The organism is Kitasatospora sp. NPDC018058 (genome assembly GCF_044327205.1).
Taxonomy (GTDB): Bacteria; Actinomycetota; Actinomycetes; order Streptomycetales; family Streptomycetaceae; genus Kitasatospora.
Map to the genome: position 1 here is coordinate 1 of NZ_JBIRFA010000007.1, position 23,063 is coordinate 23,063.

A 23,063-nucleotide genomic window follows, 5' to 3' on the forward strand; every position below is an offset into this window, starting at 1 on the left:
TGCCGAGGTGTTCCCGGCCGCACGTCATCAAAGGTGCTGGGTCCACAAGGCCCGCAACGTCACGAACTGCCTGCCCAAGTCCGCACAGCCCGGGGCGACGAAGGCGATGCAGGAGATCTACAACGCGGAGGACCGCGGCCACGCCGAGAAGGCGATCGAGGCGTTCGCGAAGACCTACGGCGCCAAGTTCCCGAAGGCCGTCGCGAAGATCACCGAGGATCGGGACGAACTGCTCGCGTTCTACGACTTCCCGGCCGAGCACTGGATCCACCTGCGGACCACGAACCCCATCGAGTCGACCTTCTCCACCGTCAAGCTCCGCACCAAGGTCACCCGCGGCGCGGGCAGCCCGGCCGCGGCCCTGGCCATGGTGTTCAAGCTCGTCGAGTCCGCCCAGGCACGATGGCGCGCGATCACCGGCGCCCACCTGGTGCCCCTGGTCCGCGCCGGCGCACGCTTCGAGAATGGCGTCCTGGTCGAGCGGTCCGAGGTGGCGGCATGAACGCCATGATTGCGGCACTTGAAGCGCTGACGGGCCGCGATCCGGACCGCCGGGACGTCGCCGCCGACGCCCTGGGGGACCTCCTGCGCGGCACCGCACTCGACGCGGACTCGGCCTGCCTGGTTGTCGGACAGCTGGTCAGCCTGGCCATCAATGAACCGGTGACCAGGGTGCGCGAGTCCGCCCTGAACTCGATCAGCGAGGCGTTCAACCACCACCGCCTGCCCCTGAGCCTGGTCGAACCACTGACCGCCGCCATGCCGACGATGGGGCGCGAACTCCTCGAACATGCCCTCTACATCCTCGGCGCCACCCACGCCTCGCAGGCCCGGCCGCTGATCGAGCCCTTCCTCCACCACCCCGACCCAGAGGTGCGCGAAGAAGCCCGGCTCGCAGCAGCCGAGATCACCGCAGCCGAGTCGGAGGGCCTCACCCACAACTCTTGACTATTGCTCTATTTCTGGATGCGCTCGGCCTTGCGCTGGCTCTGCGGGGAGTTCTTCCGCGCGTGGTAGACCTCGGCGAGACGGGTCTTGGCCTTGTCCTGAGTGGCGAAGCCGGACTCCTCCGTCTGTCGCCCCGCCGCGTTGCGGTACCTGATCTTGTACTCGTGCGGGCACTTGCTCCAGCGGGACTCGGGGTGCTCACACTCCTTGAAGAAGCTACCCATGCCGCGGGTGAGGCCTGTGGTCGCCATGGTGGTCGGAACCTCCGGGAGTCTTGCTGACCTTTTGCTGACCCCGGATGGTCGATCACGCCCCTGAGCTGGGCAGAAACGTCAAACTCGTGATATCTGGGCGACGTACGGGTTGGTGTAGCTGCTGCCCTCGGTGGCCTTGATGTTGGCGAACTGGGCGCCGTTGGCGGCCGCCGAGGACCAGTCGACGTTGCCCTGGTAGCTGGCGACGTCCAGCCCCGGGGTCTGGGTGACGGCGAGCGAGGCGAGGGGCGCGGTGCCGGAGCGGCCCTCGTGGGCGGCGACGGTGGAGCCGGCGAAGTCGCGGTCGGGGTGGAAGGCCGTACGGCCCTCGACGACAGGGGCAAGAGGGGCGGGGTCGGCCGCGTGGGCGGGCGTGGCGACGCCGGAGACCAGGGCGGTCACGGCGGCCAGCGCGGCCGCCAGGGGCAGCCTGCGGTGTACGGCGGATCTGCTGGTACCGGTGGGGCGGGCGGAGCGGGAAGAGCGGGGCATGGACACTCCTCTGGTTCCGGTGGACGGCCCGCGGCGCGGTGGCCCAACGGGCCTGGTGCGACCGGCGGTTGGTCCGGTCGGGGAGCAGGGTAGCCATGTACCCGCCAGGGACGCCAGGTGTCCGCGACCCCATCCTGAACCCGTGTCACATGGCGCGGGGCGCCATTGCCCGGCGCGGGGGCCCGGTCCGTGTGTCGAGGGTGCTGTGGCACCATGCCCGGGAAGTCGACTTTTCCGTGGAGAGGAACCGCCATGTCCGAGACCGTTACGGGCCCCGTCGGGGAACCCGTCTTCCGTGTCGCGACCGTTGCCGACGTCCCGACGCTGGTCGAGCTGGTCGAGTCCGCCTACCGGGGCGAGGCCAGCAAGGCCGGCTGGACCACCGAGGCGGACCTGCTGGAAGGGCAGCGCACCGACCCCGAGGGCGTCACCGCGGCGGTCCAGGACCCGGGCGGCGTGGTGCTGCTGGTCGAGCGCGACGGCGAACTGGTCGCCTGCTGCCAGCTGGAGCGGCGCGCGGACCGCGCCTACTTCGGCATGTTCTCGGTGCGCCCCACCCTGCAGGGCGGCGGGATCGGCCGGGTGGTGTTGGCCGAGGCGGAGCGGGTGGCCCGGGAGGAGTGGGGCGTCGGGCTGCTGGAGATGAAGGTGGTCGAGCAGCGTAGCGAGCTGATCGCCTGGTACGAGCGGCGCGGATTCCGCCGCACCGGCGTCTACAGCCCGTTCCCGTACGGGGACGAGCGCTTCGGCATCCCGCTCCGGCCGGACCTCCGCTTCGAGCAGTTGACCAAGGAACTGAAGACGGTCTGAGGGCGGTCGGGCGAGGAAGGGGTGGAGGGCGGTCGGGGAGGAGTCCGGGAAGGGGCTCATTCGGTGATCGTTTGATGGTCGGATATGCCTGCGCCGGACGGCCACCTCGGCGCCGCTCGCCCACTTCTCCACCGGCAGCCGACTCTGGGAGTTCGCGGCAGGGGCGCCTGCCGCGCTGCCGGGCGGCGCGCTGGCGGCGCGCACGCCGGGGCGTCCCGCCGTCCGGGCGCTGCGGCTGCTCGGATGGGCGGGGCTGGCGGCCGTGCTCGCGCCGGTCCTCCTGTACGGCCGCGACACGCCGTTCCCGGGGGCGGCCGCGCGCCTTCCCGTGCTCGGTACCGCCGGCGCGCTGCTCGGGCAGCGGGCCGAGCTGTCCGGCGGTCCTGGAGGGCGTGGTGCTGCACCGGGACACCGGGCGCATCACGGACACCCTGGCGCAGGTGCTGGCACCGCGGCTGGACAAGGGGCTGCCGGGCGCGCCGTGATTCGGCCGGGTCGCCGGGTCGCCGGGTCGCCGGGTCGCCGGGTCGCCGGGTCGCCGGGTCGCGGGCTCCGGCGGCCCGACCCGTGGCCGGTCACGGCACCCCGCTCAGGGGCCGGGGTGCTCAGCCGTAGATGCTGTGGCAGAGACGGGCCTGTTCGGAGCCGGCGGGCCAGCGGCCGATGCGTTCGGCCTGGTCACACATGGTGCCCGGGCCGAAGGTGGGGACCGAGGCGCCAGGGGGCGGCGGGCCGGGGCGGGCGGAGGGGCTCGGGCGCGGGGTGTGGCCGGGCTTCGGGTGGGCGCCGGCCGTGGGGCGCTGGGCGTCGGACGCCTCCGGGGCCGCAGCCTGGGCCGCCGTCTGGGCCGTCGGCCCGCTCGTGCCGCCCAGCCGGGCGATCTCCGGGCCGGGCGAGGGCAGCGGTGAGGGCGAGAGCGAGAGCGAGGGCGCCGGCGCGGGCGTCGCGGCCGGCGGGGAGACCGGCGGCAGGCCCGACGGGGTGGCGGTGGAGGGCGAGGCACCCGGCAGGGCCACCGCGCGGACGTCGTCGTCCGAGCCCGGCCCGCACATCACCAGGACGGCGGCCAGCACCGCGAGCGTCCCGCCCGCCGCGGCCGCCCACACCTTCCGGGAACGGCGCGGCAGCGGCTCCGGCACGGGCGCGAAGGGCGCGCCCGGCGGGGGAGGAGCGGGGACCGGAGGCGGCTGCCAGGCGTTCGACGGCCACTGCCATTGCTCTCCGGTGGGCTGCCCAGTCATGTCCTCGTCCTTCCAGCGTTCCCCCCGCCGTACCTTTCCGTGCTCAACGAGCGCGCCGACGCCGGGACATGACCCGGAAGAGGGGTCTGAAGGGGCGCTGATTGCCACCGCGCCACATGCTGGGGGTCATGGAGACCAACAGCACGACCGCACCCCTGGTCGAGATAGCCGAGTTCCGGACCGACAGCCGCTACCGCCTCGTCCACTTCGAGGGCCACGGCTGGGAGCCGCTCGCCCCCGAGGAGTTCGAACCCCGCATCCACCAGCTCTTCCCCGGCCTCGACCCGCGCGATCCGGTGAAGGTGCACTGGGCCGACCGCCCCTGGGAATGGCCGGCCTGGCACCCTGGCGAGGCCTGAGCCAGTGATCACCGAGCCCCCGTTCGCTACGCTTTCCGGGTGAGCGTGGATCACTTCTGGCGCCGCCTGCCCGGGCAGGCCGTGGACACCTGCTCGCCGGAGCAACTCGGCGAGCTGGTGCCCCGCCACCGCGACGAGCGGTACGACCGGCTGGCCGCCGCCGGACTCGCCCTCGGCGTCCGGCAGACGGCCGTCCTGATGGAACTCGCGCTCACCGAGAACGGCCTGCACCCCGACCCGACCGCCCGGCTGCCCGTCTACGGCGGCACGCGCCGGGAATCCGGCACCGACATGCCGGTGCTGCGCCCCGAGCAGGTCGCGGCCGCCTTCCTGTTCCTGCGCGACTCGGCGCTCGGCGAACTCGTGCGCCAGCAGGACACCGTGCTCGCCCGTACGGTCGCGGAGCTCGACTACCCGACGCCCTGGTCCGAGTCCTGGGCGGCCCGGGTGGTCGGCGACCTGCGCGAACTGCGGGACTTCTTCGCGGGCGCGGCGGCGGCCGGCGACGCGGTGGTCGTCCGGGAGGCCGAATGAGCGAGCACGGTGAGGTGGACACATGACCAGGCCGGCGAGCACGGCCGGGTACGGCGAGGCGGCGGAGCGACTCGCCGTCCAGTACGAGGGTGTGACCTTCGCCGAGGTCCACCGCTCGCTGCTGCACCTCTACCCGGCCCCGCCCGCCGCCGTCCTCGACATCGGCGCGGGCACCGGACGTGACGCAGCCGCCCTCGCCGCCCTCGGCCACCGGGTGGTGGCGGCCGAGCCGACGCCCGAACTACGGGCCGTGGGGGAGCGGTTGCACGCCGGGTCCGGCGTGCGGTGGGTGGCGGACGCGCTGCCCACACTCCCCGTGCTGGGCGCTGAAGGCGGGCACTACGACCTCGTGCTGCTCACCGCCGTCTGGATGCACCTCGCGCCGGCCGAATGCCCGCCCGGGATGGACGCCCTGGCCCGCCTGCTGGCCCCTGGCGGCCGTCTCGCCCTCACCCTCCGCCACGGGCCCGTCCCGCCCGGGCGTCGCATGTTCGACCTGCCGCCCGAGCACACCATCGCCCTCGCGGCGGCGCGCGGCCTGCACCTGCTGCACCGGGGAGGGCGCCCGGACCTGCACGGACGCGAGGGCGTTCGGTGGACGGAGCTGGTCTTCGAGCGGGGGCGGTAGTCCCGCCGTCCAGGCCCGGAGCGCGAACGACGGCCCGCTGAGCCATCGGCCGGAAGCCTCACCTGTGTGTCATCGAGCCACCGGTCGGCTGTCCGCCTTGGTGCCGCCGTCGGCGGCGAGCGGATCGTCCGGATCCAGGGAGCGGATGCGCGGTATCGGTGAGGGGAGCAGCCAGAGCAGCGACAGCGCTCCTCCGACGGCGGACGTGATCAGGGTGGTCCTGAGTCCGACGAAGGTGGCGAGCGTGCCTCCGACGATGGCGCCGATGGGGCGTATGCCGTAGTTCACCGTGCTGTACGCGCCGGCCACGCGACTGCGCATGCCGTCGGGTATCACCGCGGCCTGAAGGGAGTTGAGGTTGACATCGAACAGCATCACGCCGATTCCGGCGAGGAACTGCGCCAGACCCAGGGCCCCTGCGCGGGCCCATGTGGGACCGCTCGCGGTGGCGGCGATCGCGATGGGAGCCGGGAACAGTACGGCGCCGGCCGCGATGCTGCGTCCCACGCCGATCCATCGTGAGATCTTCGGGGCTATCACCGCGCCCGCGAGAGCTCCGGTCGATCCGATGCCGAATGCCAGCCCGACGGCCCCTGCGGAAAGGCCGAGCACCTGGACGGCGAACAGAACGGTCAAGCCGCTGCTTGACACGAAGGTGAAGAAGTTGAGGGTCGTCGCGCAGCCGAGGCTCGCCCGTAGTACCGGGTGACGAACGACGAAGACCAGCCCCTCGGTGGCCCGGCGCAGCAGCGAGGGCCCTGCCGTCTCCCCGGCGGCGATGGCTGGTTCGTCGACCCGGATCGGCCCGACCAGAGCGGCCGAGGCCAGGAAGGATAGGGCATCGGCGATCACGGCGACGGGCGCGGTCAGGACCTGGACGAGGGCACCGCCCACGGCAGGGCCGACGACGAAGGAAGCGGATCGGCTGGCGCTGAGCTTGCTGTTCGCGTCGACGTAGGACGAGCGTGGCACGAGGTGGGCGAAGAAGGGCGGATAGGCGGTGTTGAACAGCACCGCCGCGGCGCCGGTCAGCAGCGCCACGGCATACAACTGGAGAAGCGTCACGCTGCCCGACAGGTACGCGGCGGGCACGGTGAGCAGCACGCACGCGCGGATCAGATCGGCGAGGATCATCAGGCGACGCTTGTGGACGCGCTGGTCGACCCAGGCGCCCAGCACGATGGCGAGGAGACTCGGGGCCCAGGCAAGCGCGGTCAGCCATGCGACCTGGCCGGCCGAGGCGTTCAGCGCCGCCACGGCGATCAGGGGTAACGCCAGTTCGGAGATCCGGTCGCCGAACTGCGACACCGACTGTCCGGCCCAGAAGCGGACGAAGCGCCGATCCCGCCACAGCGATATGGAGGAGGCCGTGTCCTGTGGGGAGTTCATGCCGTGTCACCCGCCTGCTCCTCGGCGGCCTCCGGCAGGACGTAGCGCAGCAGCCGGACGCCACGGCTGCCGCTCGGCCGCTGCGCCGGGTCGCGCGTCACATAGGGCGCGAGGACGCTTTCGATCGCGTCCTCGATGGCCGCGAGTTCCTCGGGGGACACCACCACGCGGGTGTTCGCCAGCCCCGCGTGCCTGCGCCACACCTGATCGAGTCCGGGTTCGGTCTCGGTCACCCACCGGTGCGGCAGGCCGGCGGAGCGGGCGAACATCTCCCGGGACAGCACCCGTGCGGCGGACTGGCCCTCCTCGTCCTCCGGCATCTCGAATCGGAAACCCCGTGCCACAGCCTCCCACCGCCGCTCCCGGCGATCCGTTCCAGCCCGGGCGTCGCGGACCAGCCCGAAGCCCGCCAGGTGGCGCAGATGCCAGCTGGTCACGGACGGGGTGGCTCCGACATCCGGTGACAACTGCGTCGCCGTCGCCGGCCCGCGCCGTTGCAGACGCTCGAGGATCGCAAGCCGTACCGGATGCGCCAACGCTCGCATGGCCTTCGGGTCGGTGATCTCGATATCGCCCAGGCGATTCCCGTGCTCCATGTTGTGAGAGTGTTCTCTCATAATGTGTGAGAGTCAACTCTCACACATGGCCCGATGTCGGCGCCGGACGGTCGAGCCGCGCGGGCCCCTGGAGACCCGGGAGCTCCATGGGTTCAGGGAAACTGAAGGCCTTTCAGCTCACACATCTCGTTGGGGGAGCCCATGACCGCATCGACCCGCCCTCCCCTCGACCCCGCGTCGAGCCATCGGGCCATTGAGAACCTGATCGCGCGGTACGCCGAGCTCGTGGACGACGGGGATTTCGCGGGGCTCGGCGACCTTCTCGCCGATGCCACCTTCACGGGCAGCGCCGAGCCGGTGAGCGGGCGGGAGGCGATCGAGCGGATGTTCCGGGAGACGCTGATCGTCTACGCCGACGGCACGCCACGCACCCAGCACGTCGTCACCAATGTCGCGATCGAGGTTGACGAACGGGCGGGAACCGCGGTCTCGCGCTCGTACGTCACCGTGTTGCAGGCGCTGCCCGAGCTGCCGCTGCAAGTCATCGCCGGCGGTCGGTACCACGACCGCTTCGAGCGCCGTGACGGGCGGTGGCGCTTCGTGAAGCGGCGGGTCCGCGTCAACCTGGTCGGCGATCTGAGCCGCCATCTGCTCCAGGCCGCCGCGCAGGGGTAGGTGCCCGCTGGGGCCCGTACTGGACGGTGCTGGGGCGGCGGCGGACGCACGGGTCTTGGTCGACGCCCCTCCGACTCTTGGACTCTCCGATCCTCGGGCCCTCAGATCCGCAGTTCGGGCGGGAAGCCCGTCCAGCGCAGCTCCTCCGGCAGGTGGCCCTGGTCGTTGAGCAGCAGGACCGAGGCCGGGCGGCCGGGGGCGAAGCGGAGGACGGTCAGGGCGGCATTGGCCGCGTTGACGCTGAGCCAGCGCCAGGTGGGGGCGTCGAGGGTGTGGCGGATCAGCCAGGCGACCAGGAAGGCGTGGGTGACGACCAGTTCGTGGCGCTCCTCCGTTCCCGCCACCGGGCCGGTGAAGCGGGCAACGGCCCGGCGAGCCAGGTCCTGGCCGTCCGCGGCCTCCTCCGCCGTGGTGTCGGCGAGGAAGCGCAGCAGGAACTCGGCGCTGTCCTCGGGCAGTTCGCCGCGCGGCGGCAGGTGCGGAACGTAGTCCCCCGCCTCCGCGCAGGCCGACACCGCCACCCCGCCGCCCAGTTGCTCGCCGATCAGCCGTGCGGTCTGCGCGGCCCGGGGCAGCGGGCCGTGGTGCACCGCGGTGATGGGCCGGTCGGCGAGCCGGCGGCCGAGGAGGACGGCCTGGCGGCGGCCGGCGGCGGTGAGGCCGCTGTCCTCCGTGGCGGCCTCGCCGTGGCGGGCGAGGTAGAGGTAGCGGGTGGCGGTGTCGGCCATGCTGCGGGGCTCCTCACGGAAGGGTGATGTGACGGAGCGACGCAGGCGGGGCGGTGACGGTTCCGGTCAGCCGGTGTGAGCCTGGTCCAGCAGGGCGAGTTCCTCGGCGGTCAGTCGGAGGGCGCCGGCGGCGATGTTGTCCTCGAGGTGGGCCACGTCGCCGGTGCCGGGGATGGCGAGGACGTGCGGGCCGCGGTGCAGGGTCCAGGCGATCCGGACCTGGGCGGTGCTGATCCCACGGGCCCGGGCGACCGCCTGGACCTGGGCGGCCTCGGTCTCGCCGGCGCCGTCCTGCCGACCGGCGCCGGCGATGGCGTAGAAGGGGACGAAGGCGATGCCCTGGTCGCCGCAGAGTCGCAGCAGCTCGTCCTGCTCGGCCGGGGCGCCGATGCCGTACGGGTTCTGGACGCAGACCACGGGGGCGATGGCCTGGGCCTCGGTGAGTTGGTGCGGGTGGATGTTGGACAGGCCGAGGTGGCGGATCAGTCCTTCCCGGCGCAACTCGGCGAGGGCGCCGAAGCGTTCGGCGACCGAGTCGGTGCCGAGGATGCGCAGGTTGACCAGGTCGAGGTGGTCGCGGCCGAGTTGGCGCAGGTTCTGTTCGACCTGGGCGCGCAGCCGTTCGGGGGTGCGGGCGTGTTCGGTCCATCGGCCGTCGACGCCGCGGGCGGGGCCGACCTTGGTGGCGATCACCAGGTCGTCGGAGTACGGCGCGAGTGCCCGGTTGATCAGCTCGTTGGCGGAGCGCAGCGGGGAGAAGTAGAAGGCGGCGGTGTCGATGTGGTTGACGCCCAGTTCGACGGCGCGGCGCAGCACTCGCAGGGCCTGCTCGCGGTCGCGCGGTACGGCGTCGGGCGTGAGCGCCGGGCCGGTCTGCGGCAGGCGCATCGAGCCGAAACCGATCCGGTGGACGGCGCGGTCGCCGAGGGTCCAGGTGCCGGAGACGGTGGCGGTCACAGTGGTGTTGGAAGTCATGCCCGTCATGATCGTGACTGCACTAGCCTGATCGCCACTGATTCGAGAATGTGCGAATCCACGGGGGTGGGTGTTGGCGGCCGAGCTGCTGTTCACGGCGGGGGACCTGGCGCGGATGCGGTTCGCGGTCTCGCCGATGTGGGAGGTCGGCCCGAGCCTGCGTCTGCTGCGCTCCGGCCTCCCGCACGCCGTCCACCGGCCGTGGGCGGAGCAGGTGCGGCCCCGGCTGGCGGCGCTCGGCCCGGCGTACGGGCTGCTCGCCGAACTGGTGCCGCCGGCCGGCTATGTACCCGACTTCGTCAACCCGGCTCCGGCCGGGCCCGCGCCCACCCTGGCCGAGGAGCTCGCCGCGATCCGGGCCACCCCGGTGGGGCAGGTGCGGCGCGACCTCGACCGGCTGGCGGAGGAGCAGGGCCGGCTCGGGCCCCGGCTGCGGGCGCTGCACGCGGATCCGGCGGCCGGGCTGGCCCGGCTGACCGAGGCGGTCGAGGCGTACTGGGAGCTGGCGCTCGCGCCGTACTGGGCGAGGACCCGGGCCGTGCTGGACGCGGATGTGCTGCACCGGGCCCGACAGGCCGCCGAGCACGGCGCCGCACGGGTGCTGAACGACCTGCACGCGGAGCTGTGCTGGACGGAGGACACCCTGCGGCTGCGCCACCGCACCCGCCCGCTGCCGCGTCGGACGGCGGGGGCGGGCCTGCTGCTGATCCCGTCGGCCTTCACCGGTCCGGGCCTGTACACCCGGATCGGTCGGCTGGACCTGTCAGGCTCGCCGGACCCGTCACACCCACAGCATCCGTCAGCTCCGTCGGACCCGCCGCAGCTCGCCTACCCGGCGCGCGGGATCGGCGGCCTCTGGGCGGCCGCCGCGCCGATGCCCGGCACCGAGGCGCTGGCGGGGGTGCTCGGCCGCTCCCGCGCCCTGCTGCTGTCCGAGCTGGCCGCCCCGGCCTCGACCACCGAGCTGGCCCGGCGCACGGGCCTGTCGCCCTCGGCCGTCTCGCAGTACCTGGCGGCGCTGCGCGACGCGCGTCTGGTGAGTGCCCACCGGGCCGGGCGCTGGGTGCTGTACGCCCGGACGGCCTCGGCGGAGGCGCTGTTGGCGCCGCTGGCTCCCCCGACTCCGGAAGGCTGAGCACCCGGTGGCCGCCGGTGTGGACGGCATCATCACCGACCGGCTGCCTGCGCCCCCGGCGGGGCCGCCGGTCGCATACTGACCGCATGGCGAGCGGAGACGACGGCCGGGGCGCGGGCCGACGCGAATTGCTGCGGGCGGGTGCGGCGGCGGTGGTGCTGGGTCTGGCGGCGTGTTCGAGCGGGGGTAACCCCCGGACATCGGCCACGAGTTCGGGTGCCGCGTCGACCGAAACGCATGCCGCGTCGACCGAAACGCACACGCCGAGCGCGTCCGGGACGCCGACGTCAACCGCGAGCCCGCTGCCCAACCCCCCGCTCTGGCAGCCCGGCCCCGGCGAGATCCAGCCCGACGTCAAGCGCCGCGCCGTCGAGCTGGTCGCCGCGCTCGGGGCCTGGCCGCCCGGCGGGCAGGGCGCGGAGGCGGCCCGGGCCCGGGTGGCGGCGCTGGGCCTGCCGCCCGGGCTGGCGGACCAGGCCGGGCCGCTCGCCCCGGCGGCGGCCGAGGCGACCCTGGAGGTGATCACCGCCCAGTACGGCGGGATCCTGGCCGACTCGGCGAGCGTGCTGGTGGTCTGCCGTCAGTGGACCAGGGCCTCCGACGGCTCGGTGGCCGAGGGCGGCACCACCGTGGATGTACGGCTGAGCCGGGCCGAGCCGCGCTGGGCCGTCACCGCGCTGCACCCGGGGGAGCCGGGTCCGGCGGCCGCCTCGCCGGCCCCGGCGGTGGCGCGGGTGCTGGCCGAGCCGAGGATCGAGCTGCCGCCCGCGGCCGCGGCCGACCTGCGCAGCGGCGCGGTCCACGACAGCGTGCTGGAGGCGATGCTGCGGCTGGCCGGCCCGTACACGCTGTCGGTGAGCGTGGTGCGCAGCGGACACCCGCTGGACGTCTTCGGGACGACCCGGCCCAGCGACCATCCGCTGGGCCGGGCCTTCGACGTCTGGCGGATCGACGGCCGGGCGGTGGTGGACCCGGCCACGTCCCGGCAGCTGGTCGAGTCCCTCATGCGGGACGCGGCGGCCGCCGGTTCCTACAACGTGGGCGGGCCGGTGGCGATCGCGGGCGTCGGCAGCCAGTTCTTCACCGACGACACCCACCACGACCACGTCCACGTCGGGTTCGACAGCTGATCCGCGAACGTCAGTTGACGTTGACGCCGCTCCAGGCCGCCGCGACGGCGTTGTACTCGGTGCTGCCGGCGCCGTACAGGTCGCGGGCGGCGTTGAGCGAGGCGGCGCGGGCCCCCTTGTAGGTGGTCGTGGACGTCATGTAGACGGTCAGCGCGCGGTACCAGATCTTGGCGACCTTCTGGTTGCCGATGCCGGTGACCGTGGAGTTGTTGCAGGTCGGGCTGTTGTAGGTGAAGCCGTTGATGGTCTTGGTGCCGCTGCCCTCACTGGCCAGGTAGAACCAGTGGTTGCCGACGCCCGAGGAGTTGTGCACGTTCAGCCTGCCCACCGAGCTGCTCCAGCAGTCGGCCGAGCTGCCGTCCAGCGAGGGCTTGTCGAAGCGGCGCAGCCACGGCGGGGTGGACTGGTCGCTGAACAGGTAGTCGGGGGTGTCGACCTTGTTGTTGGCGTACCACTCGACCATGGTGCCGAAGATGTCGCTGGTGGACTCGTTGAGGCCGCCCGACTCGCCGCTGTAGCGCAGGTTGGCGGTGGCGCTGGTCACGCCGTGGGTCATCTCGTGGCCCATGGTGTCGAGGTCGACCTGCTCGGGGTCGGTGCTGCCGTTGCCGTCGCCGGTCATCATGCAGAAGCAGGCGTCGGACCACTGGGCGTTGTCCCAGTTGGTGCCGACGTGGACGAAGACGGTGGCGCCCTTGCCGTCGTTCTTGATGCCGTTCCGGCCGAAGGTGTTCTTGTAGTAGTCGTACGTCCAGGCGGTGTTGGCGTGGGCGTCGACGGCCGCGGTGGAGCGGTCGGTGGAGAACTTCTTCCCGTCGCCCCACACATTGGTGGCGCTGGTGAACGCGGTGCCCGAGGAGGCCTTGACCGAGCTGGCGGAGAGGTTGTGGGCGTCCTTGGTGACGTGGCCGCGGACCGGGTCGGTCAGGGTGTAGCCGCCGCTGACCGGGGTGGTGTCGATGGTGATCGTGCCGGTGTACTCCGAGTTCCCGGTGCCGGAGGCCTGGTGCTCGGCGTCGTAGGACTCGATCTGCTCGCCGGTGGTGGCGTCGGTGACGACCACCTTTCCGGCCGGCTGACCGTGGTCGCCGGTGCCCTCGACGACGGTCCGCCAGGCCAGGCGCGGGGTCCCGTCGGCGGCCCAGACGACGAGCTCGGGCGTGCTGGTGGCGTCCTTGACGCCGGGGGCTTCGGCGAGCGCGTTCGCAGCGCCGGACTGGGCGGGGACCTTGGGGGTGGTGGACTTGACGGCGGCTTCGTGGGCGGCCGCGCGGGAGGAGTCCTTGAGCCGGCCGCGGGCGTCCTGGTGGACGACCAGGTCGCCGCCGACCACCGGCAGGCCCTGGTAGGTGCGGTCGAAGCGGACGTGGGAGGCGCCGTCGGGGTCGAGCACGACGTCCTTGAGCACGAGGTCCTGGCCCGCGCCGAAGCCGAACACCCCGGCGTTGTGGGTGACGTTGGCGCGGGCCTGGGCTATCGCGGCCTCGCGCGGGTCGGGCGCGGCGGAGGCCGTGGCGGCGGGGACGGTCGCGCCGGCGAGGGCGGCGACGATCGCGATGGCTCCGGCCACGCGGGCACGGCGGAAGGAGGACGTGGGGGTCACTCTGACTCCAGTGGGGGTTAGCTGCAGGGATAGGAGCTGGGTCAGAGATTGACGGCGATCAGTCAGGTCCAGCTAGAGGAATGGTCATAACTTTGCCAAGTTGTGTCCTTGGATGGTCAAAAATGATCGAAAGTTAACAAGCGCTCTATAGTGCCGTCGTGACGATCGACTACGAGTGGCGCGGCGCCTTCACCGACCCCGAACTCGACACCCTGCACGCGGAGGGCTTCGGCCACCCCGCCCAACCCGGCGGCCGGCTCGCCCGGCTGGAGCGGCACAGCCTCGGCTGGGTCACCGCCCGCCGCGCAGCCGACGCTGCCCTGGTCGGTTTCGTCAACCTCGCCTGGGACGGCGGCGTCCATGCCTTCCTGCTCGACACCGTCGTCTCACCGCGGGCCCGCCGACAGGGCATCGCCACCCGCCTGGTCGCCGAGGCCGCCGACGGCGCCCGCGCGGCCGGCTGCGCCTGGCTGCACGTCGACTACGAGCCGCACCTGCGCGCCTTCTACCTCGACGCGTGCGGCTTGAAGCCCACCGACGCGGGGCTGTTGGCGCTGTGACCGCCGAGGCCTAGGCTCTGCCTCCATGGACGGATGGGTGGGGGCCTGGACCGGCGGGCGGGCGGCGGTTCACGTCGGCAACGTCGCGGACTTCAACGCACAGTTCTTCGCCCCGGGCATGGACGGAGCGCAGCGCGCCCGGCGGCTGCGGCAGGCCCACCACTACGCCTGCCTGGCCGCCTGCTACAGCCCGGAACCGGCGCTGCTGGTGCTGCCCGCCGAGGTCGACCGGCAGTGGACCGACTGGCTGGCCCGGGAGTTGGCCTGGGGGCAGGTCGAGGTGCACAGCGGTGTGGCCGTCGGCCGGACGATGGCCGAGGCGCTCGCCGACCGGCCCGCACTGGCCGCGCGGATCGCGGACTCCGGCCTCCCGGTGGTCCGGTGGGGCCGCACCGCGGCGGACGAGGACGGGCCCGAACTGGCCGCCGTCCGTCGGTACGAGTCCAAGGCCGCCGCGCACGAGCTCTTCGCGGCCCTCGCGCCCGAGCACCCCGGGATCGTCGTTCCGGCACAGGAGCGCCCGGACGGCCGCCGCCGCGCCGCCCGTCGGCTGACCGCCCGCGCCGCCCGGGGCCTGACCACCGTCGTGAAGAGCCCGCACGGCGTCGGCGGATACGGCACGATCGTGGTCGAGCCCGCCGAACTGTTCGCCGCCGGCGGCGGAGGCGCGCTGCTGCGCCGCCTGGTGCGCGCTGAACTCCTGCCACCCCAGGGCGAGTTGCTGCTGGAGCAGTACGTGGACGCGGGCCCGGCCGCCCGGCTGCGCGACCTCACCTACGACGCCGTGGTCGGCCCGGACGGCACCGTCCACCCGGTCGGCGCGGGCGTCATGGAGGTGGCCGGCACTCGCTACCAGGGCGTCACCGTCGGCCCCGGCGTGCTGCCGAGGGCCGCCGCCGGGACGGCCCACCGGTTCGCCGTCGCGGTGGGGGAGCGGCTGGCCGCCGAGGGCTACCGCGGCTGGTACGACGTCGACTTCGTCACCGACCGGCAGCGCCGGCTCGCCCCCACCGAGATCAACCTGCGGCTCACCGGCCCCGCTGTCGCCTTCGTGCTGGCCGCCCGCCTCGACGCGGTGCGCGGGCCGGGCCACCTGGTGCGCACCCTGGACGGGATGCCGCTCGGCGCCCGGCTCGCCCCGGCGGCGCTGCACGACCACCTGGAGCGGCTGCGGCCGCGCTGCGCCCGGCTCGGCGTCACCCTGCTGCCGCTGATCCCGACGGCCTGCCACGAGCCCGAGCCCGTCGTCGGCCTCGCCCTCGCTGGGCCGGACGCCGAGGCGCTGGACGCGGCCGAGGCGCTGGTCGCCGCCGCGAACCACGGGCTGGCGGAGATGTTCGAGGCGCTCCGATGAAGCGCCGCCACCCCTCGGGGCGCCGTCACCCCTTCCCGACCGGCGGACGCCAGAGGACGAAGCGGATCACCACCAGCGCCGCCAGCATCAGCGGCACGTTGAACGCGAACACCATCGCCGCCTCGCGCGGCCAGTCGGTGGCTCTGGTGAGCCGGTAGAGGTTGTCCTGCGGCCACCAGTTGACCAGCAGCCAGGTGATCGACAGATGGGTCAGCACGGACAACCGGTACGGCCTGCCCAGTCGCAGGACGGCCTCGAAGCCGATGGCGAGGTAGACGACCCCGGCGCCGACCGCGAGGTTCTCGCACAGGTAGAGCAGCTCGAACAGGGCGTTGTACGGCGTGGGGACGCCGGTGACGTCGGTCGAGCCGGGAAAGAGCGCAAAGCTCATCCCCCAGGCCGCACTGGCGAACACCAGGACGCAGAAGAGCACCCCGCAGCCGTTCACGAAGCGCGAGTCCCCGGCGCGTCCGCCCCCGGCCTTGCCGCCGCCCTTGCCGCCGCCCTTGCCGCCGCTCCGGCCGCCCGCCTTGGCGGAGCGCGGGGTGGTGTGCTCCGGTGGGGCGGGCAGCGGCAGCGCGGCGCGGTCCAGCTTTCCGGCCCGGGTGCGCGGCAGTTCGGGGACGGGAACGACCGCGGTGGGTGCGGGGTGGCCGGCGAGTTCCGCGAGCAGGTACTGGGTGAGCGACCAGCCGTCCACCCCCTCCGCCTCCGGCGCCCCCTGCCCGGGCACGGCGTAGCCGACCAGTACCCGCTGCCCGGGCAGCGGCTCCACCTCGACCACGGCCGCCTCGTGCACCGCCGGGTGCGCGCGCAGCGCGCCCTCCGCGCGGGCCGCCGCCTCGACCCGGATGGTCACCGAGGTCGCCCGCTCCGCGCCGAGCGACCCGACCACCGTCGACGCCCGCCCGACGAACTCCAGTACGCCGTCCGCCCGGAGCAGCCCGAGGTCGCCGGTGAGCAGCACCCGCCCGTCCGGGTCGAAGTCCGCCCGGACGAAGCGGCGGGCGGTGTCCACCGGCCGGTTGAGGTAGCCGCGGCTCAGGCCGCTCCCCGCGATCGCGATCTCGCCGACCTGCCCGGGCGCCACCGGGGTGGCGTGCGGCCCCAGGACGTACACCCGGATGCCGGGGAAGGGGCGGCCGACCAGGGAGACCCGCTCGGCGCCCTCGGCGGCGGCCGCGCCGCGCACCTCGAAGTACGTGCTGTCGACGGTGGCCTCCGCCAGACCGTAGACGTTCAGCACCCGCGTCCCCTCGCCGAGCAGGCGTTGCAGGCCCAACTGCTCGTCCAGGTACCACTTCTCGGCGCCGACGGTGAGCAGCCGCACCCCGGGCAGCGAGCCGCCGGTCGCGGTCAGCAGGGCGGTGAGGCGGCGCGCGGTGCGGACGTTCAGCTCCATGACCGTGATCCGCTCCTCCGCCACCAGGGCGGGCAGGGCGGCCAGGTCGGCGGTGCGGTCCAGGGTCAGGTTGAACGGGGTGACCACCAGGGTCGCGCCGGTGCCCAGCGCGCGGACCCAGTCGGCGGTGAAGACGTCGAACTCCAGGCTCGCCGTCTGCAGGATCCGGTCCTCGGGCACGAGGTCGTACACCTCGCGCCAACCCTCGTACGCGGCCAGCAGGTTGCGGTGCTCGACCAGCGCGCCGGTGGGCAGGCCGGTGGAGCCGGAGGTGTAGAAGACGCAGGCGACGTCGCCCGGGGAGATCTCGGGCCGAACGAACTCCCACTGCGGCAAGGCCGGTTCGTCGACGCAGACCAGCTGCGCCCCGCCCGCGTCCGTCAGCCGCACCCGGTGGCGCTCCTCGGTCACCACCAGGTCGGGCGCCGCGTCGCTCAGCACGTGCCGCAGCAGCGCGTCCGGCGCGGTCGGCTCCAGCGGCACGAACGCCGCGCCGGTTTTGAGCACCGCCAGCAGTGCGACGTACACCTCGGTGCCCCGGCCCAGCGCGACCGCCGCCCGTCCGCCCGGGGCGAGCCCGCGCGCCGCCAGGTGGGCGGCCAGCCGGTCCGCCCGCGCGTCCAGCTCCCCGTACGTCAGCTCGCTGTCGCCGCAGCGCACCGCCACCGCCACCGGCGCCCGGCGGGCCTGCCGCTCGACCAGCTCGTGCACCGTCGTGGCCGCGGGTTCCCCGTCCGTGGTCATCGAGTCCGCAGTCATCGATCCTCCCCCTCGTCCCCCTCGGAAAGGCACAATCCTCCTCCCAACTCCCGTCGGGCAACAGGGTTCTGGCAAGTCCACCCCTCGGACGTCCGGGGCCCGCCCCGGCCGGCGGTTGTACGGTGCACACGGACGGTCGGCGCCGGCCGGTCCGGTGCGGCGCCCCCGCTCCGCCCCCTGAACCGGCATCGTGATCGGAGATCCGCACCATGGACGCGCCCTTCGACGGCCCGCTGCTGCGCACCCACGGCGTGGACGTCGTGCGCGACGGCCGCCACCTGCTGCGCGGGATCACCCTGGAGATCCAGCCCGGCGAGCACTGGGCACTGCTCGGCCCCAACGGCGCGGGCAAGTCCACCCTGCTCGCCCTGCTCGGCGCGGTCTCCCACCCCACCCGGGGCACGGTGGACGTGCTCGGCCGCCGGCTCGGGCGGGTGGACATCCGGGAGCTGCGCGCCCATCTCGGGCACGTCAACCCGCGCCACCCGCTGCGCTCGCCGCTGACCGTGCGCGAGGTGGTGCTCACCGGTCACGCCAACACCATCGAGCCGGAGTGGCACCGCAAGCCCGCCCCCGAGGTGGTGGAGCGGGCCGAGCAGTTGATCGAGACGCTCGGCATGGTCGCGATGGCCGACGCCCCGTGGACCACCCTCTCCCAGGGCGAGCGCGGCCGGGCCCTGATCGCCCGCGCGCTGATGCCCAGCCCCCGCCTGCTGCTGCTCGACGAACCCGCCACCGGGCTGGACCTGACCGCCCGCGAGCTGCTGTTGGACAGCCTGGACCTGCTGCGCCACCAGCACCCCGAGCTGGCCAGTGTGCTGGTCACCCACCACCTGGAGGAGCTGCCGGAGAGCACCACCCACGCCCTGCTGCTGCGCGCGGGCGAGTGCGTCGCGGCCGGGCCGGTGGCCGAGGTGATGACCACCGGGCTGATCAGCGAGACCTTCGGCCACCCGATCCGGATCTCCCGTCACGAGGGCCGCTGGACGGCCCGCGCCGCCGCCCGCCGCGCGCCCGGGCGGTAGTCGCGACCCCCTCGCGACCCCCTCGCGACCCCTCGCGTGCCTGGGAGGCAACGGCCGGGTCGGCGGTTCGAGCCGGGTTCGAGGGGGGTGGGTATCGACGGTAAAGGGTTCTTACGTAAGGTATGCCTTAGCTAAATGCGGAGGCGCCGGCCTGGTCGGCGCTTTACCACGACTTGGCACCCCCATGCCCTTTTCCGTTGGAGCCCCCATGTCCGCCCGTCGCCGTTCCACCGCAGCCGCGCTGCTCACCCTCGCCGTGGCGACCGCCACCCTGGCCGGCTGCGCGTCCAAGAAGGACGACAAGGCGGGCGGCTCGGACGCCGTCAAGGTGAACGCCACCGACACCGCCTGCGAGGTCTCCAAGAGCAGCTTCCCGGCCGGTCACGTGGTGCTGGACATCAGCAACAAGGGCTCCAAGACCACCGAGGTCTACGTCTACGCCGCGGGCGACAAGATCGTCACCGAGCGCGAGAACATAGGCCCGGGCACCAAGGCCACCATCAACGCCGAGATCAAGGCCGGCTCGTACGAGATCGCCTGCAAGCCCGGCATGGTCGGCGACGGCATCCGGCAGAAGATCACCGTGACCGGCGAGGGCGGCAGCTCCGCCGCGGCCGACCCGCGCCTGGCCACCGCCGTCGACGCCTACCGCACGTACGCCCAGGAGCAGGCCGACGCCACCATCCCGGCCGTCGAGGCCTTCGCCGCCGCGATCAAGGGCGGCGACCTGGAGAAGGCCAAGTCGCTGTACGCCCCCTCGCGCACCGGTTGGGAGCGCACCGAGCCGGTCGCCGAGAGCTTCGGCGACGTCGACCCCAAGACCGACACCCGCGAGGACAAGCTGGAGCAGGGCCAGCAGTGGACCGGCTGGCACCGGCTGGAGAAGGCCCTCTGGGCCGACGCCAAGATCGGTGACGACGAGAAGAAGCTCGCCGACCAGCTGGTCAACGACCTCAAGGACTGGCAGAAGAAGATCCCCTCCGCCGAGATCACCGCGACCAGCATGGCCAACGGCGCCAAGGAGCTGCTGGACGAGGTCGCCACCAACAAGATCACCGGCGAGGAGGACCGCTACAGCCACACCGACCTGGCCGACTTCCAGGCCAACGTCGAGGGTGCGCAGAAGGCCTACGAGCTGCTGAAGCCGGTCGCCGCCGAGAAGGACCCGGAGCTGGCCAAGACCCTCGACTCCGAGTTCGCCGCCATCAACGCCCTGCTCGCCAAGTACAAGCAGGCCGACGGCACCTTCACCCCCTACGACAAGGTCGCCGAGACCGAGCGCAAGACCTTCTCCGACGCGGTGAACTCGCTGGGCGAGCCGCTGTCGAAGCTGGCCGCCGCCGTGGTCGTCAAGTAACCGGCCACCGGCACCAGTACCCCCGCGCCGAGCAGTTCAGCGACGGCGCACCCCAGTAGCAGAGCAGTTCAGCAAGAGTGAGAAGGGCCCGCCCGCCGATGGACGCCGAGAACGAGCAGCAGAACGGCACGCCGGCCGCTGCCGCCACCACCACCAACCGGGGCACGGTCAGCCGACGCGCCGTCATCGGCTGGGCCGGCGCGGGCGTCGCGCTCGGCGCCGCCGCCGTCGGCTCGGTCGCCGCGGCCGGCCGACAGGACGACGACCCGGCCCCGGCGCCGGGCGCGGCCGGCGGCGGGGAGGTGCCCTTCTACGGCGACCACCAGTCGGGCATCGCCACCCCGGTCCAGGACCGGCTGCACTTCGCGGCCTTCGACGTCTCCGAGAAGGCCACCCGGGAGTCCCTGGTCAAGCTGCTGAAGGACTGGACCAAGGCGGCCGCCGCGATGACCGGCGGCCGCGAGGTCGGCACCGGAGCGGCGAGCGGTCTGCCCGAGGCACCGCCGGACGACACCGGCGAGGCCATGGGCCTGCCCGCCTCCCGGCTCACCCTCACCGTCGGCTTCGGGCCCAGCCTGTTCGAGAAGGAGGGCGTCGACCGCTTCGGCCTCAAGGCCCAGCGCCCCGAGGCCCTGATCGACCTGCCGAACTTCAAGGGCGACAAGCTCGACCCGCTGCGCAGCGGCGGCGACATCTGCGTCCAGGCGTGCGCCGACGACCCGCAGGTCGCCGTGCACGCGATCCGCAACCTGGCCCGGATCGGCATGGGCACCGTCAGCATCCGCTGGTCCCAGCTGGGTTTCGGCAAGACCTCCTCCACCACCCCGGACGCGCAGACCCCGCGCAACCTGATGGGGTTCAAGGACGGCACCCACAACATCGCTGGCACCGACACCGCGAGGCTCTCCGACCACGTCTGGGCCGCCCCCGGCGACGGCCCGGAGTGGATGACCGGCGGCTCCTACCTGGTCGCCCGGCGGATCCGGATGCACATCGAGACCTGGGACCGCACCTCGCTCAAGGAGCAGGAGGACGTCTTCGGTCGCACCAAGGGCGAGGGCGCCCCGTACGGCAAGGCCAAGGAGCACGACGCCCCCGACCTCAAGGCGATGCCCGCCGACTCCCACGTCGCGCTGGCCCACCCGGACGCCAACAACGGCCTGATGATCCTGCGCCGCGGCTTCTCCTTCACCGACGGCACCGACGGCCTCGGCCGCCTGGACGCCGGACTGTTCTTCCTCGCCTACCAGCGGGACACCCGCAAGGCCTTCGTGCCGCTGCAGCAGCGGCTCGCGGCCTCCGACAAGCTCAACGAGTACATCCAGCACGTCGGCTCCGCCCACTTCGCCTGCCCGGCGGGCGTGCGCAAGCCGGGGGAGTGGTGGGGCCAGGCCCTGTTCGGCTAGGCCCATGGCCCCGACCGTGTCCCCCTGTACCTCCCCCCACGACACCCCAGGAGCCCGCGTGTTCGGCAACTACCTGATCGGCCTGCGCGAAGGCCTCGAAGCCAGCCTGGTCGTCTGCATCCTGATCGCCTACCTGGTCAAGACCGACCGGCGGGACAAGCTGCCGCCGGTGTGGCTCGGCGTCGGCTCGGCCGTGGTGCTCTCGATGGCCTTCGGCGCGGTGCTGCAGTTCGGCTCCTCGCAGCTGACCTTCGAGGCGCAGGAGGCGCTCGGCGGCTCGCTGTCGATCATCTCGGTCGGGCTGGTGACCTGGATGGTGTTCTGGATGCGGCGCACCGCCCGGCACCTGAAGTCCGAGCTGCACGGCAAGCTGGACGCGGCGATCGCGATGGGGACGACGGCCCTGGTGGTCACCTCCTTCCTGGCGGTCGGCCGGGAGGGCCTGGAGACCGCGCTGTTCATCTGGTCCGCGGTGCAGGCGACCGACGACGGCTGGAACCCGCTGATCGGTGCCGCGCTCGGCCTGCTCACCTCGGTGGTGCTCGGCTGGCTGTTCTACCGCGGCGCGCTGAAGATCAACCTGGCCAAGTTCTTCACCTGGACCGGCGCGATGCTGGTCGTGGTCGCGGCCGGTGTGCTCGCCTACGGCGTGCACGATCTGCAGGAGGCAGGCTGGCTGCCCGGCCTGCACGACCTGGCCTTCGACATCTCCAGCACCATCCCCAAGGACAGTTGGTACGGCACCTTGCTGAAGGGCGTGTTCAACTTCCAGCCGGACCCGACCGTGCTGCAGCTGGTGATCTGGCTGCTCTACCTGCTGCCGACCCTGGCCGTGTTCTTCAACCTGTTCGGCAGCGGCAAGGCCAAGCCCGCCCGGCCCGTCACCGCCAAGTCGGCCGCCTGACCCGGCAGTTCACCGGCACCGTCACCGCCCCGCCCGGCACCCCGTCGGCCGGGGGGGGTCGCGTGTGCGCTCCGCCCCGGTCAGTGGCCGGGCCGGAGCACCACCAGACCGATGACCAGCACGACGAACCCGATGATCCCCAGGACGAACGGCGCCGGGCTGAACTCCTGCCGGAACCCGCCTGCCTCGTGGTCGGAGGACAGGTGCTCCTCGGCCTTGGCCCGGGCCGAGAACACGGCCTGCTTGCGGTAGCCGCAGGTCTCGCACTTCACGTGACGGACGTTGCCGTAGCCGCGGGTGATCCGCATGACGTGCTGGTGGCCGTCCGGGCCTTCGCCCGTGATCCGGCTCGACTCCATGACCAACCCCCTTGCGGTGTACCGATCGTGCGCACCGATGCTCGCACACGCCACTGACAAACCGTTGCCGGGGTGGAACCGCACGCGCCCTACCGTCGTGCTGAGGGGTGGACGGCCTCGCTTCACCAACAGCGCGGAGGTCGTGGCCGTCAAGCGCGAGCCGCACCCCGGGCCGCCGGTCCCGGTCACCCTCAAATCGGGTACGACGGCCTTCGCCGGCCTCGAGTGGTCCGACTGTGCGAAGTCCGACCCGACCTGCCACGTTCCGTCCGGCCTGCGGCAGACCCCGCCGGACGAGACCACGCAGCTGATCGCCGACGTGCAGGGCGTCGACGCCAAGCCGGTCGTCCAACTCCTGGTCTCCGCCGCCGGGCTGACCACCGGCTCGCTGCAACCGTCCAACCAGAGCGTGGTGTTCGTCGGCCCGTGACGCGAAGGAGCCCCCGGGGCGGTTCGACCGAACCGCCCCGGGGGCTCCT

At 73.1% G+C, this 23,063-nt stretch carries 26 protein-coding genes; 16 read left to right on the forward strand and 10 right to left on the reverse strand.

Annotated features, from left to right (window positions below; genetic code table 11):
- Both ACH4E7_RS11510 and ACH4E7_RS11515 read left to right on the forward strand, forming a co-directional pair.
- Positions 1–502, forward strand: a 502-nt coding sequence (locus ACH4E7_RS11510) for a transposase (protein ID WP_396248824.1), incomplete at its 5' end; no start/stop codon positions are given.
- Positions 499–948, forward strand: coding sequence for a hypothetical protein (locus ACH4E7_RS11515; protein WP_396248825.1), 450 nt, complete (start codon positions 499–501; stop codon positions 946–948). The genes ACH4E7_RS11510 and ACH4E7_RS11515, both read left to right, overlap by 4 nt.
- Positions 949–956: 8 nt before the next feature.
- On the opposite strand, the gene ACH4E7_RS11520 is transcribed toward ACH4E7_RS11515, so the two are convergent.
- Entirely contained in the window at positions 957–1,199 is a 243-nt protein-coding gene (locus ACH4E7_RS11520; protein ID WP_396248826.1) for a hypothetical protein, read from the reverse strand.
- Between the two features lie 81 nt (positions 1,200–1,280).
- The gene (locus ACH4E7_RS11525; protein WP_396248827.1) at positions 1,281–1,694 is read right to left on the reverse strand and encodes a GH25 family lysozyme; all 414 of its coding nucleotides are present in this window, start codon (positions 1,692–1,694) and stop codon (positions 1,281–1,283) included.
- Positions 1,695–1,946: 252 nt separating this feature from the next.
- Here ACH4E7_RS11525 and ACH4E7_RS11530 point away from each other — a divergent pair, with 252 nt between their 5' ends.
- Positions 1,947–2,504: a GNAT family N-acetyltransferase gene (locus ACH4E7_RS11530; RefSeq protein WP_396248828.1), complete on the forward strand. Its 558-nt coding sequence runs from the start codon at positions 1,947–1,949 to the stop codon at positions 2,502–2,504.
- Between the two features lie 605 nt (positions 2,505–3,109).
- On the opposite strand, the gene ACH4E7_RS11535 is transcribed toward ACH4E7_RS11530, so the two are convergent.
- Positions 3,110–3,745: a hypothetical protein gene (locus tag ACH4E7_RS11535; RefSeq protein WP_396248829.1), complete on the reverse strand. Its 636-nt coding sequence runs from the start codon at positions 3,743–3,745 to the stop codon at positions 3,110–3,112.
- Positions 3,746–3,873: 128 nt separating this feature from the next.
- On the opposite strand from ACH4E7_RS11535, the gene ACH4E7_RS11540 reads away from it, so the two are divergent.
- The 3 genes from ACH4E7_RS11540 to ACH4E7_RS11550 are packed head-to-tail and all read left to right on the forward strand — an operon-like array spanning position 3,874 to position 5,266.
- Positions 3,874–4,104: a hypothetical protein gene (locus ACH4E7_RS11540; protein WP_396248830.1), complete on the forward strand. Its 231-nt coding sequence runs from the start codon at positions 3,874–3,876 to the stop codon at positions 4,102–4,104.
- A gap of 39 nt (positions 4,105–4,143) precedes the next feature.
- Complete coding sequence (locus ACH4E7_RS11545) at positions 4,144–4,638, forward strand: hypothetical protein (protein WP_396248831.1); 495 nt, start codon at positions 4,144–4,146, stop codon at positions 4,636–4,638.
- 22 nt (positions 4,639–4,660) lie between these two features.
- Positions 4,661–5,266 (forward strand): class I SAM-dependent methyltransferase, encoded by a 606-nt coding sequence (locus ACH4E7_RS11550; RefSeq protein ID WP_396248832.1) that lies wholly within the window; start codon positions 4,661–4,663, stop codon positions 5,264–5,266.
- A gap of 69 nt (positions 5,267–5,335) precedes the next feature.
- Here ACH4E7_RS11550 and ACH4E7_RS11555 read toward each other — a convergent pair whose 3' ends face one another.
- Both ACH4E7_RS11555 and ACH4E7_RS11560 read right to left on the reverse strand, forming a co-directional pair.
- Complete coding sequence (locus ACH4E7_RS11555; protein WP_396248833.1) at positions 5,336–6,655, reverse strand: MFS transporter; 1,320 nt, start codon at positions 6,653–6,655, stop codon at positions 5,336–5,338.
- On the reverse strand, positions 6,652–7,251 hold the full coding sequence (locus ACH4E7_RS11560) for an ArsR/SmtB family transcription factor (protein ID WP_396248834.1): 600 nt from the start codon (positions 7,249–7,251) through the stop codon (positions 6,652–6,654). The genes ACH4E7_RS11555 and ACH4E7_RS11560 overlap by 4 nt, the downstream gene beginning before the upstream one ends.
- A gap of 162 nt (positions 7,252–7,413) precedes the next feature.
- On the opposite strand from ACH4E7_RS11560, the gene ACH4E7_RS11565 reads away from it, so the two are divergent.
- Positions 7,414–7,887 (forward strand): nuclear transport factor 2 family protein, encoded by a 474-nt coding sequence (locus ACH4E7_RS11565; protein ID WP_396248835.1) that lies wholly within the window; start codon positions 7,414–7,416, stop codon positions 7,885–7,887.
- A 101-nt stretch (positions 7,888–7,988) separates the two neighbouring features.
- Here the strand turns inward: ACH4E7_RS11565 and ACH4E7_RS11570 are convergent, their stop codons facing one another.
- Both ACH4E7_RS11570 and ACH4E7_RS11575 read right to left on the reverse strand, forming a co-directional pair.
- Positions 7,989–8,615, reverse strand: a complete 627-nt coding sequence (locus ACH4E7_RS11570; protein WP_396248836.1) for a histidine phosphatase family protein — start codon at positions 8,613–8,615, stop codon at positions 7,989–7,991.
- A 66-nt stretch (positions 8,616–8,681) separates the two neighbouring features.
- Complete coding sequence (locus ACH4E7_RS11575) at positions 8,682–9,590, reverse strand: oxidoreductase (RefSeq protein ID WP_396248837.1); 909 nt, start codon at positions 9,588–9,590, stop codon at positions 8,682–8,684.
- A 73-nt stretch (positions 9,591–9,663) separates the two neighbouring features.
- On the opposite strand from ACH4E7_RS11575, the gene ACH4E7_RS11580 reads away from it, so the two are divergent.
- Positions 9,664–10,725 (forward strand): ArsR family transcriptional regulator, encoded by a 1,062-nt coding sequence (locus tag ACH4E7_RS11580; protein WP_396249107.1) that lies wholly within the window; start codon positions 9,664–9,666, stop codon positions 10,723–10,725.
- Positions 10,726–10,811: 86 nt separating this feature from the next.
- A complete protein-coding gene (locus ACH4E7_RS11585; protein WP_396248838.1) occupies positions 10,812–11,855 on the forward strand; it encodes a hypothetical protein in 1,044 nt (347 codons plus the stop codon).
- Positions 11,856–11,865: 10 nt separating this feature from the next.
- Here the strand turns inward: ACH4E7_RS11585 and ACH4E7_RS11590 are convergent, their stop codons facing one another.
- On the reverse strand, positions 11,866–13,458 hold the full coding sequence (locus tag ACH4E7_RS11590) for a M4 family metallopeptidase (protein WP_396248839.1): 1,593 nt from the start codon (positions 13,456–13,458) through the stop codon (positions 11,866–11,868).
- Positions 13,459–13,616: 158 nt separating this feature from the next.
- Here ACH4E7_RS11590 and ACH4E7_RS11595 point away from each other — a divergent pair, with 158 nt between their 5' ends.
- Both ACH4E7_RS11595 and ACH4E7_RS11600 read left to right on the forward strand, forming a co-directional pair.
- On the forward strand, positions 13,617–14,018 hold the full coding sequence (locus ACH4E7_RS11595; protein ID WP_396248840.1) for a GNAT family N-acetyltransferase: 402 nt from the start codon (positions 13,617–13,619) through the stop codon (positions 14,016–14,018).
- Positions 14,019–14,043: 25 nt separating this feature from the next.
- Positions 14,044–15,372 (forward strand): hypothetical protein, encoded by a 1,329-nt coding sequence (locus ACH4E7_RS11600; protein ID WP_396248841.1) that lies wholly within the window; start codon positions 14,044–14,046, stop codon positions 15,370–15,372.
- A gap of 25 nt (positions 15,373–15,397) precedes the next feature.
- On the opposite strand, the gene ACH4E7_RS11605 is transcribed toward ACH4E7_RS11600, so the two are convergent.
- Entirely contained in the window at positions 15,398–17,533 is a 2,136-nt protein-coding gene (locus ACH4E7_RS11605; RefSeq protein WP_396248842.1) for an amino acid adenylation domain-containing protein, read from the reverse strand.
- Positions 17,534–17,742: 209 nt separating this feature from the next.
- Here ACH4E7_RS11605 and ACH4E7_RS11610 point away from each other — a divergent pair, with 209 nt between their 5' ends.
- From ACH4E7_RS11610 to efeU, 4 genes are all read left to right on the forward strand, one after another.
- On the forward strand, positions 17,743–18,558 hold the full coding sequence (locus tag ACH4E7_RS11610) for an ABC transporter ATP-binding protein (protein WP_396248843.1): 816 nt from the start codon (positions 17,743–17,745) through the stop codon (positions 18,556–18,558).
- Between the two features lie 208 nt (positions 18,559–18,766).
- Positions 18,767–19,915 (forward strand): iron uptake system protein EfeO, encoded by a 1,149-nt coding sequence (efeO, locus tag ACH4E7_RS11615; RefSeq protein WP_396248844.1) that lies wholly within the window; start codon positions 18,767–18,769, stop codon positions 19,913–19,915.
- Positions 19,916–20,013: 98 nt separating this feature from the next.
- Positions 20,014–21,321 (forward strand): iron uptake transporter deferrochelatase/peroxidase subunit, encoded by a 1,308-nt coding sequence (gene efeB / locus ACH4E7_RS11620; protein ID WP_396248845.1) that lies wholly within the window; start codon positions 20,014–20,016, stop codon positions 21,319–21,321.
- 58 nt (positions 21,322–21,379) lie between these two features.
- Positions 21,380–22,225: an iron uptake transporter permease EfeU gene (gene efeU / locus ACH4E7_RS11625; protein WP_396248846.1), complete on the forward strand. Its 846-nt coding sequence runs from the start codon at positions 21,380–21,382 to the stop codon at positions 22,223–22,225.
- 80 nt (positions 22,226–22,305) lie between these two features.
- Here the strand turns inward: efeU and ACH4E7_RS11630 are convergent, their stop codons facing one another.
- Complete coding sequence (locus ACH4E7_RS11630; protein WP_396248847.1) at positions 22,306–22,584, reverse strand: hypothetical protein; 279 nt, start codon at positions 22,582–22,584, stop codon at positions 22,306–22,308.
- 142 nt (positions 22,585–22,726) lie between these two features.
- Here ACH4E7_RS11630 and ACH4E7_RS11635 point away from each other — a divergent pair, with 142 nt between their 5' ends.
- The gene (locus ACH4E7_RS11635) at positions 22,727–23,014 is read left to right on the forward strand and encodes a DUF4232 domain-containing protein (RefSeq protein WP_396248848.1); all 288 of its coding nucleotides are present in this window, start codon (positions 22,727–22,729) and stop codon (positions 23,012–23,014) included.
- Positions 23,015–23,063: the final 49 nt, after the last annotated feature.

Bases quoted from the DNA above. Each gene is read 5' to 3' on its own strand.
- ACH4E7_RS11530 (WP_396248828.1), top strand. From the start codon at position 1,947: ATGTCCGAGACCGTTACGGGCCCCGTCGGGGAACCCGTCTTCCGTGTC.
- ACH4E7_RS11605 (WP_396248842.1), bottom strand. From the start codon at position 17,533: ATGACTGCGGACTCGATGACCACGGACGGGGAACCCGCGGCCACGACG.
- ACH4E7_RS11520 (WP_396248826.1), bottom strand. From the start codon at position 1,199: ATGGCGACCACAGGCCTCACCCGCGGCATGGGTAGCTTCTTCAAGGAG.
- ACH4E7_RS11575 (WP_396248837.1), bottom strand. From the start codon at position 9,590: ATGACTTCCAACACCACTGTGACCGCCACCGTCTCCGGCACCTGGACC.
- efeB (WP_396248845.1), top strand. From the start codon at position 20,014: ATGGACGCCGAGAACGAGCAGCAGAACGGCACGCCGGCCGCTGCCGCC.
- ACH4E7_RS11585 (WP_396248838.1), top strand. From the start codon at position 10,812: ATGGCGAGCGGAGACGACGGCCGGGGCGCGGGCCGACGCGAATTGCTG.
- ACH4E7_RS11565 (WP_396248835.1), top strand. From the start codon at position 7,414: ATGACCGCATCGACCCGCCCTCCCCTCGACCCCGCGTCGAGCCATCGG.
- ACH4E7_RS11535 (WP_396248829.1), bottom strand. From the start codon at position 3,745: ATGACTGGGCAGCCCACCGGAGAGCAATGGCAGTGGCCGTCGAACGCC.
- ACH4E7_RS11630 (WP_396248847.1), bottom strand. From the start codon at position 22,584: ATGGAGTCGAGCCGGATCACGGGCGAAGGCCCGGACGGCCACCAGCAC.
- ACH4E7_RS11525 (WP_396248827.1), bottom strand. From the start codon at position 1,694: ATGCCCCGCTCTTCCCGCTCCGCCCGCCCCACCGGTACCAGCAGATCC.
- ACH4E7_RS11555 (WP_396248833.1), bottom strand. From the start codon at position 6,655: ATGAACTCCCCACAGGACACGGCCTCCTCCATATCGCTGTGGCGGGAT.
- efeO (WP_396248844.1), top strand. From the start codon at position 18,767: ATGTCCGCCCGTCGCCGTTCCACCGCAGCCGCGCTGCTCACCCTCGCC.
- ACH4E7_RS11515 (WP_396248825.1), top strand. From the start codon at position 499: ATGAACGCCATGATTGCGGCACTTGAAGCGCTGACGGGCCGCGATCCG.
- ACH4E7_RS11550 (WP_396248832.1), top strand. From the start codon at position 4,661: ATGACCAGGCCGGCGAGCACGGCCGGGTACGGCGAGGCGGCGGAGCGA.
- ACH4E7_RS11570 (WP_396248836.1), bottom strand. From the start codon at position 8,615: ATGGCCGACACCGCCACCCGCTACCTCTACCTCGCCCGCCACGGCGAG.
- ACH4E7_RS11610 (WP_396248843.1), top strand. From the start codon at position 17,743: ATGGACGCGCCCTTCGACGGCCCGCTGCTGCGCACCCACGGCGTGGAC.
- ACH4E7_RS11600 (WP_396248841.1), top strand. From the start codon at position 14,044: ATGGACGGATGGGTGGGGGCCTGGACCGGCGGGCGGGCGGCGGTTCAC.
- ACH4E7_RS11560 (WP_396248834.1), bottom strand. From the start codon at position 7,251: ATGGAGCACGGGAATCGCCTGGGCGATATCGAGATCACCGACCCGAAG.
- ACH4E7_RS11540 (WP_396248830.1), top strand. From the start codon at position 3,874: ATGGAGACCAACAGCACGACCGCACCCCTGGTCGAGATAGCCGAGTTC.